This window comes from Streptomyces sp. NPDC022552 (assembly GCF_055561875.1).
Window position 1 is genome coordinate 138,080 of record NZ_JBVHGJ010000018.1, and the last position, 8,287, is coordinate 146,366.

Genomic DNA, 8,287 nt, shown 5'->3' on the forward strand with positions numbered 1-8,287 from the left:
GAGCCGACGCCGGCCGGGCTAGCCGGACGCGCCGGACGCGCCGGGGCGGGTGATGCTGGTGGTATGGGTGGCGTTCCCAAGCTGCGGCTGCCGGCCGCCTACGCGGCGGCGGCGCGGCGGTCGGTGCGGGTCACGCTCGCCGCGAGCGCCGGCTTCTACCTGTTCCTGTACGGCTTCGACTCCTCCGTCGCCGCCACCTACGCGCTCTTCGCCGCCGTCTCGATGGCCGGTCTGTCGCACATCCCCGGCACCGGGCGACAGCGGGCCGCGGTCCTGCTGCCCGCGGTGCCCGTCTGCTGGGTGCTGATCACGATCGGCACGTATCTCTCCGTACGGACGTGGAGCGCCGCAGTCGGCATGCTGGTCATCGGCTTCGTGCTGGCCTTCGTCGCCGTGGGCGGCCCCCGCCCGGCCGGCGCCGCGCCGGGGCTGCAGTTGATGTACATCCTGCCGTCCTTCCCGCCGTACGACCCCGGTTCGCTCGGCGATCGACTGGTGGGCGCCACAGTCGGTCTCGCCCTGCTGATCCTCGCCGAGACGTTCCTGCTGCCCGATCCACCACCGACCGTTCCCTACCGGGAGCGCGCCGCCCGGGCCGCCGACTGCGCGGAGCGCTTCGCCGACGCGCTGGCCTCTCCGCCGTACGCGCTCTCCGACGCGACCCTGCGCACGGCGCGACCACTCAGCAACGGCCTGCGGTCCTCGCAGGTTCCGGAGGCCGAGCGGCCCGCGGGGCCGAGCGTACGGGACCGGGCCCTGGCCCACACCGGGCTCGCGGCCCGCACATTGCTGGCGCGGCTGGCCATGCTCCAGCCGTTGCCCGGCAGCCCCCCGCCGACGGAGACCGGGCTGGACGTGCTGCGCGCCGTACGGGACAGCTCACGGGAGACCGCGGACCGTTTGCGGGGCGGGCGGTCCGGAACGGCCGCGCACGCCGAGCTGTGGCGGGTGCGGCAGGCCTTGGCGGCGGAGCCCCCGGACGGGGATGCCGTGCCCGCCGAGCTGCGCCGCCATGCGGCGGCCCTGGAGGTGGCCGACGCCGCGCTGGCGATGTCCACCGCCGCGGACATCGCCGTACGGGGGCGGGCGGCCGCGGCGACAGCGGCGCCAGGGCGGTTCTGGTACGCGCGGATGCGGGCGCCCGCGCTGTGGTGGCGGCGGCTGACAGGTCATCTGGGGCAGCGGTCCGTCTTCTTCCAGAACGCCGTCCGCATCAGCCTGGCGCTGGCCGCAGCCAGGGCCATCGCCGGCCTCGACACGCTCCCGCACGGCTTCTGGCTGCTCCTCGCCACTCTCACCCTGACCCGGACGACGGCCCGGGAAACGAGGAGCACGGTGCGGGTCGCGCTCACCGGCACCCTCGTCGGTGCGCTCGTCGCCGCCACGCTGCTGGCGCTCGTCGGGACGGACACAGAGGTGTACGCGGCCGCGCTGCCCCCGTTGATGCTGGTCACCTTCACCCTGGGCCCGGTGAAGGGCGTGGGCTGGTCGCAGGCGATGTTCACGGTCGTCATCGCCCTGGTCTTCGCACAGCTGGCACCCGCGACCTGGCAGCTCGCGGAGTTCCGGCTCCTGGACGTACTGGCGGGCAGCGCGATCGGCGCCGTGTTCGGGCTGCTCGCCTGGCCCCGGGGCGCCCATGACGAGCTGCGGCGCGCGGTGGCGACCCTGCTGCGCCGCGCCGCGGAGACCGCGGTGGAGACGACCGCCCAGGTCGCGGCCGGCGGAACACGCGTACCGCTGCTGACCGCTCCGGGGCACCGGTCTCTGCAACACGCGCTGATCATGGCGGAGGCGGCGTACGCGCAGTACCAGAGTGAGCCGAAGGGGTTGGCGGTGCCCTCCGGCCGATACGACTGGCAGGCCACGCTCATGGCCGGCCACCACACGCTGTGGGGCGCCGATCGGCTGCTCGTACCGCCCGAGCCGGTCGTCGTACCGCCGCTGGACCGGGATCCGAGCGAGGCGGTCACCCGGATCGGCGACCGGGTGGCGGCGGGCATGCTCCTGGTCTCCGCGCGCATGGACCCGACCGGCGACACCCCGGACACCCCCGTGCCGCTCCGGGCCCGGACCTTCGACGACTTCTCGGCCGAACCGCCGGGCGCACCCTGGCAGTACTACGCGGCGGTGTCGTGGCTGGACTCGCTGGTGACGGACCTGGAACGGATCACGGGCGAGCTCGGGGAAAGGAGGGATCGGGACAGCGCGGCGGCCACGGCGGCGGAAACACCCGACCGGGGTACGGAAACCTCCGGAAGCGGCCCGGACCGGCCGGACGGCGGAACGGGCGCGACGACGGGCCCTTGAGGCGCACATGGCCCACCGGCGGCGCCACGACGGGAGTCGACTCCGCCGAGGGGGATACCGTGGGTGACGTGGCCGACTCCGTGCGCCCCCTCCCCCTCCTCTTCCTCGACGTCGACGGACCGCTCATTCCCTTCGGAGCGGCGCCGGGTGAGTACCCGACGTACGAGGGTGGCCCCGCGCTGCGGGAGACCGCCGCGAACCCGCTTCTGGCCAGGATCGATCCCGCGCACGGGCCTCGGCTCGCGGCGCTGCCCTGCGCGCTGGTGTGGGCCACGACCTGGATGTCCGACGCGAACGACTGCGTCGCGCCACGTCTGGGTCTGCCCCGTCTGCCCGTCGTGAACTGGCCCGAGCCGTCCCCGGTGGACGAGCGGGACGAGCGGAACGGTCTGCACTGGAAGACCCGCGCGCTGGCCGGCTGGGCAGCGGGGCGCCCGTTCGTCTGGGTCGACGACGAGATCACCGACCGCGATCGCGCCTGGATCGCCGCCCACCACCAGGGTCGGGCGCTGCTCCACCGGGTCGATCCGCGTCGGGGTCTCACGGACGCCGATTTCGCCGCGCTCCAGGCGTGGTCGGAGCGGGCGAGCGCGCTCGGCCGCCCGCCGACGACCCTGCCCGGGTGACACCCCGGACGCTTCGCGAGACGTCGGATATCGGCCGTACCCGTCCGCTGGGGGGCGATTGGACGGCCCGCGCGCTACCCTCCGGCGCATGATTGGCATGAGCATGCTGCGGTTGGGAGCACGTGGGCGCTTCCGTACCACCGCACCGGCATCCGGCCCACGGACCGCCCACGCCGCTTCCCTGCGAAGAACCGGGCGGTATTCCTTCGTACTCCTCCTCCTGCTGACCCTCCTGGGCACACCGACTCTCGCGACCGCCTCGGCCCCGGCGGGCGCCCCCTCCGCCGGAACCCGGGCCGCCGGAGCCCCTGTCGCCGCAACCCAGGCCGTCGGGACCCCCGTCGGGGCCGCCTCGGCGGCCGCACGTTGGGGCGACCGCCGCCTCGACGAGGTCTCCTTCCTCACCACCCACAACGCGTTCACCAACTACGAGGACTCCCGCTGGAGTTCGGTGAACCAGTCCGAGTCGATCCGTGCCCAGCTGAACAACGGCGTCCGCGGCCTGAGCCTGGACACGCACTGGTACGAGCGCAGCACCTGGCTGTGCGTCATCAGCTTCGGCAGCGACTGCTACCCCAGCGACGTGTACCTGTGCCACGGCGACTGCAAGACCTTCGCCGGGGCCACGTACGCCCTTCCCCGGCAGTCCTTCCACGGCTCCATGCAGACCGTGGTGGACTTCCTCGCCGCCAACCCCCAGGAGGTCGTGACCGTCTTCCTCGAGGACTACGTCAGCGCCGACCAGCTGCGGAACTCCCTGAGCAGGGTCAGGGGGCTGTCCGAGCTGCTCTTCCGGCCCGACGCGTGGAACGTACGGCAGCAGGGCTGGCCCAAGGTCGCCGACCTCGTCACGGCCGGGAAGCGGCTGCTGATCTTCTCCGACCGTCCGGACCGTGAGCACCTGGGCGTCATGCACGACCGGGCCTGGACGGTCAGCAACTTCTGGAGCCTCGGCGACATGGGCAACGACCTCGCCTGCGTCACCCGCTGGTCCGACGTGCCCCTGGACCGCCAGGAGCCCGGGTTCCGGCGGCTGTTCACGATGAGCCACCACCGCAACGTACCCACGGTCCTCACGGCGGCCCTCGACAACGGCGCCAAGCTGCGGAACCGGATCGCCGAGCGATGCCGGCCCGCTGCCGGGGGCCGCGACCCGAACTTCGTCTCCGTCGACTTCCACCGCCTCTCGGACAACAGCGGTCACACACCTGCCTCGATCGTCGCGGAGCTCAACGCGCGCCCCTGACGTACGACCGACCCCGGGGATCCGCCCGACCGGCCGCCGGTCGGGCGGATCCCCCGCCCCTCCCCGGCAGGTGTGGTTACCGGCTTCGGACGATCCCGGCAGGCATGCTGAGGGACAGGATCGCGGAAGGGGATCGAGTGACCGAGCATGCGCGGTCGGGGGAACCGTCCGAGGCGGAGGCCGGCACCCTTGCCAGCCGGCTCAAGGAGCGCATCTACGCGACGATCACGATGATTGCCGTGATCGTGGGTCTGACCGCCGGTCATGCCGGACCGGCGGGGGCGGGGGCGACCGTCGTGACGACGGCGCTCGCGCTGTGGCTGGCCGCGTTCACGGCGGACCAACAGGCTCACCGCACGGTGCACCGCAGCTTCGCGACGGGCAGCGAACTGCGCCGCATGCTCTACGTCAGCAGCCCGCTCCTCTCCTGCGCGGTGGCCCCGGGCGTGATGATCGCCCTCTCCGCGCTCGGAGCCATGAGCCTCCACACGGCGCTCCTGACGGCGGCGGGGCTGGCCATCGCCTCGCTCTTCCTCTGGGGCTTCATCGGCGGCCTGCGCATGGGCGGCGGCCGGCTCCTCGCCCTGATCGCGGGCGCCGTCGACGCGGCGATCGGCGTGGCCATCGCCCTGGTGAAGGCCGGCGCCGGCCATTGACCCGCCGAGGCCCGGCCGAACGGACGGGAGAGCTCCACAGTCCACCCCCACCAGGCCATACACACTGTGCGAGGCTTTGGCCATGAGTGTGTGCCACGTGTGGTTCTTCGCCCGTCCGGCCGGCATGCTGCAACTGCGCGGGATCTGTCTGCCGCTGTGGGGCGACGTACTGCCGAAGGCCCCGGCGGAAGACTGGCAGGAGACGAACCGCCGCATCGCGCAGGCCTTGGCGGCCGAGGGAGGAACGGCCCACGTCGTCTGGACGACCCCGAAACCGGCCGATGTTGTCCCGTCCCGCGGCACGGCCTGCTCGGGTCGCGGTCAGGTGCGGCGGCGCTGCCACGCGCCGCTGCGCCAGGCGCGGTTGACCACCACGTCGGCGGTCGGCCGGACGAAGCAGTCGTCACATCCCAGCTCGCCCGCCCACCGGTACCCGTGGCCTTCGAGGAAGCGCCGTACGTCCGCCCGGACCGGTAGCCAGTTGTGCTCGACGGTGAGCACGCGGACGTCGAACTCGTCGAAGGGGAAGCTCTGCAGGAGGACGAGTTCGGCGCCCTCGGTGTCCAGGCTCCAGTAGTCGACGACCGGGGGCGCGCCGTACTCGCGCAGCACGGAGCGGACGGTCCGCGCCGGTCGGCGCACGGTCGGCGGCGGCAGGTCGGGGGCGGTGCCGAGCATTCGGCGCGCGCAGTCCAGCAGGGCGGGGTGGTACTCGTCGAGGATGCCGCCGACCGTGCCGGCCTCGACGAAGTCGACGTCACCCGGCTCGTCGTAGAGGCAGCAGTTCACACTCTGGCAGCGGCGGTTCCGTACGAGCTCCGCGTAGAGCCGGGGATTCGGCTCTACGCAGATCCCGGACCAGCCGTAGGCGGTCTCCAGCAGGTGGGTGTTGCTGGCGTCCACACCGTCGGAGGCTCCGGAGTCGAGGAAGAACCCTCCGCGCATCCCGTTCAGCGCTTGGAGCACGAACAGGTCCTGGCCGTACTGCGAGCTCATCCGCGTCCCGAACGGGCGCGGGCGAACGCGCCCGAGCGCCAGGCGGCAGCCGCACCTCCGGCTCCCCGGACGCCTGAGCCGTGGTCGCCCTGCGGGTTGCGGTGGTGGACGTCGTCGGCGCGTTCGCCGTACAGCATCGTGATGTTGATCCGACGGTTCTCGTAGCCGGGCCGGAACCGGATGCCGTCGGTGCCGTGGAAAAGGTCCGAGTTGAAGAGGATGGCCCTGTTGGCCCGGTAGGGGATCCGGACGGCTCCTACCTGGCGGGTCTCCAGGTAGGAGCCGATGATGTCGGGCCGTCCGTTGTACGTGTCGAAGTCCCAGTCGGGTGGCGCGTCGGCGCGGTGCACGATCAGGCCGCCGCTGCCGGGGTCGAGGTTCGCCTCGGTGGGGGTGATCCAGAAGTTGACGTTGACGGCCGCGAAGTCGGCGTGGGTGTGGCCCGACCGGGGCAGTTCGGCGCCGTTCTTGAAGGCCCACAGTTGCCGGAGAGGGTAGCGGTCGCCGATGACCTGGGGCAGTGCGTCCGCCAGTTCCTCGGCGATCTGCAACAGCAGCGGGCAGTTGAAGCCGTCCCGGAAGAACGCGCCGAGCCGGCCGTGGGCGTATCGGTTGGCCGACCAGACGGTCGATTCCAGGCAGAAGGCGCGGAGGCTCGTGAGCGCCTCCGGCGTGAGCAGGTCGTCGATCACGACCACGCCGCAGCCGTCACCGAGATAGGCCTCCTGGACCTGCCGCCGGTCCCAGCCGTCGCCGAGCGCCCGGTCCAGCCGGGGCGCGGTACCGAGATGGAGCAGCCGGTTGTAGACGTGCCCGATGGCCTCCCGGTCCGCGTCGCTCAGCGGCACCTGCCCGAAGTCCCCCTGCGCGATGAGCCGTTCGGCGGTCGCCCGGTACGCCGCGATGACGGTGTCGTAGCCCTCGCCGAGCAGTCCGCGGCCACGGAGGTACCGCAGTTGCTCGATGTCGTGCGCCAGCTTGGCGACGGTGAGACGGGAGACGGGTGTCGGTCGCAGTGGCGCGCACGCCACCGACCGGCGTCCGTCCGCGTCGGCGCCGCTGCGCCAGCGGGCGAGGGCCAGCAACCGGCCCCACTCCCCCGCGGCGACGTAGTCCCGGGCGTCCATGGCCTGCCAGGCCATGCGGTCGAGCCACCCCAGATTCTCCTCGGTGGCGGTCTCGGGCCGCTGCCACATGTCGAGGCATGCGTCGCCGCGGCCGAGCCCGATCAGCTCGACCGTCCGTTCCCGGACACGGCTCTCGTCGCCCTCGGGCGCCCCGGGCCGTGCGGCATCGGCCCGGTCGGCCGCTTCGGCGGGGGTGGTCATGCGCCGTCGGGGTGGTCGAGCAGCCCGCGATCCCGCAGTTCCACGGAGTACCGCATGAGCGCCTCGAGCGCCACGGCCCCGGCCCCGTTCCCGAGGGTCCGGCCCGCCTCCTCGCGGCTCATGGCCAACGAGACGTGTGTACCACTCGACTCCGTCAGCGGATCCGTCCCGCCACCGCCCGTGGACATGTGCGTCCCACTCACCTCGGTGAGCGGATCGGCCTCCGCCGGCAAGGACACATGCGTACCACTCGACTCCGTCAGCGGATCCGTCCCGCTGCCACCGGTCGACATGTGGGTGCCGCTGACCTCGGTGGCCGTGGCGACGCCGAAGATGCTGCTGTCGGCGAGGACGTGAAGCAGGGACCCGTCGAACCCCACGACACCGGTGCCCTCGCCCGAGGTGGCGACCAGGGCGGTCACCACGTCCGCCGCCCCGTTGTCGATCACCGCCCGCCCGAAGTCGGCGAGTCCGGAGCCCGGCTCCAGGCGGTTCCGGCGGAGCTGTCGCGCGAAGTCCCGGATCCAGCGGACGAGTCCCGGGTTGGACATGACCGCGTGGATGAGCCGGTTGGTGTCCTCCGCCTGACGCCGCTCCAGTCGCTCGCCCCGTACGTACTCCGCGAGGATCTGGGCCGGATCGGTGACGAACTGTTCCCGGAGGAGGAAGTCCGCAGCCATGGCCTTGAAGAGGGCCTCCACCCGTCGCGCTGCCGCGGCGTCGCTCAGTGACGCCTTCCCTCGCTCCTGGAGCTTCACGCCACGCCTGCTCTCACTCGTCACAACGCCGCCGCCCGCCCGCACACGGCTGGAATAGGCGGGGGCACGGCCGGAGCCCGACGGCGCCCGAACCGGAATGTATCCACCGTGCCGCGGTGAACAGCGCAGGCCGGACGGGTCACGACGGAAGATCCGCAGGTTGGCCTACTACTGGCGCGTGGCCGTCCCCGAGGAGCGTCCCCGCCCGCCCAGTCGCTGTCGCGGCCGGGCGGGCGGCGGACGGGCGGCGCGCAGGCGGGCCCGGGCGCCCCGTCAGCGGACGACGTCGAAGACCTGCTTCTGCAGGCCGTTGGCGTACACCTCGTGCTCGACCAGCTTCAGCTTCTGGGCGTCCTTGTCCGTGGCG

At 72.7% G+C, this 8,287-nt stretch carries 7 protein-coding genes and 1 pseudogene; 4 read left to right on the plus strand and 4 right to left on the minus strand.

All coding sequences use genetic code 11. From position 1 onward, the window contains the following. Positions 1-63: 63 nt before the first annotated feature. From ACZ3OF_RS32960 to ACZ3OF_RS32975, 4 genes are all read left to right on the plus strand, one after another. Positions 64-2,310: an FUSC family protein gene (locus ACZ3OF_RS32960; protein ID WP_467308482.1), complete on the plus strand. Its 2,247-nt coding sequence runs from the start codon at positions 64-66 to the stop codon at positions 2,308-2,310. 68 nt (positions 2,311-2,378) lie between these two features. Next, positions 2,379-2,936: an HAD domain-containing protein gene (locus tag ACZ3OF_RS32965; RefSeq protein WP_361679123.1), complete on the plus strand. Its 558-nt coding sequence runs from the start codon at positions 2,379-2,381 to the stop codon at positions 2,934-2,936. Positions 2,937-3,024: 88 nt separating this feature from the next. Beyond that, positions 3,025-4,182: a PI-PLC domain-containing protein gene (locus tag ACZ3OF_RS32970; RefSeq protein ID WP_361679120.1), complete on the plus strand. Its 1,158-nt coding sequence runs from the start codon at positions 3,025-3,027 to the stop codon at positions 4,180-4,182. Between the two features lie 137 nt (positions 4,183-4,319). Continuing rightward, complete coding sequence (locus ACZ3OF_RS32975) at positions 4,320-4,838, plus strand: hypothetical protein (protein WP_361679117.1); 519 nt, start codon at positions 4,320-4,322, stop codon at positions 4,836-4,838. 321 nt (positions 4,839-5,159) lie between these two features. Here ACZ3OF_RS32975 and ACZ3OF_RS32980 read toward each other — a convergent pair whose 3' ends face one another. The 4 genes and pseudogenes from ACZ3OF_RS32980 to ACZ3OF_RS32995 form a co-directional block, all read right to left on the minus strand. Next, a complete protein-coding gene (locus tag ACZ3OF_RS32980) occupies positions 5,160-5,834 on the minus strand; it encodes an FkbM family methyltransferase (RefSeq protein ID WP_467308485.1) in 675 nt (224 codons plus the stop codon). Further along, positions 5,831-7,162, minus strand: coding sequence for a phytanoyl-CoA dioxygenase family protein (locus ACZ3OF_RS32985; protein ID WP_361679112.1), 1,332 nt, complete (start codon positions 7,160-7,162; stop codon positions 5,831-5,833). Before ACZ3OF_RS32985 ends, ACZ3OF_RS32980 begins: the two co-directional genes overlap by 4 nt. Next, positions 7,159-7,920 (minus strand): hypothetical protein, encoded by a 762-nt coding sequence (locus ACZ3OF_RS32990; protein WP_361679109.1) that lies wholly within the window; start codon positions 7,918-7,920, stop codon positions 7,159-7,161. Before ACZ3OF_RS32990 ends, ACZ3OF_RS32985 begins: the two co-directional genes overlap by 4 nt. Before the next feature lie 273 nt (positions 7,921-8,193). Continuing rightward, positions 8,194-8,287, minus strand: a pseudogene (locus ACZ3OF_RS32995) (dihydrofolate reductase family protein); the annotation flags it as partial.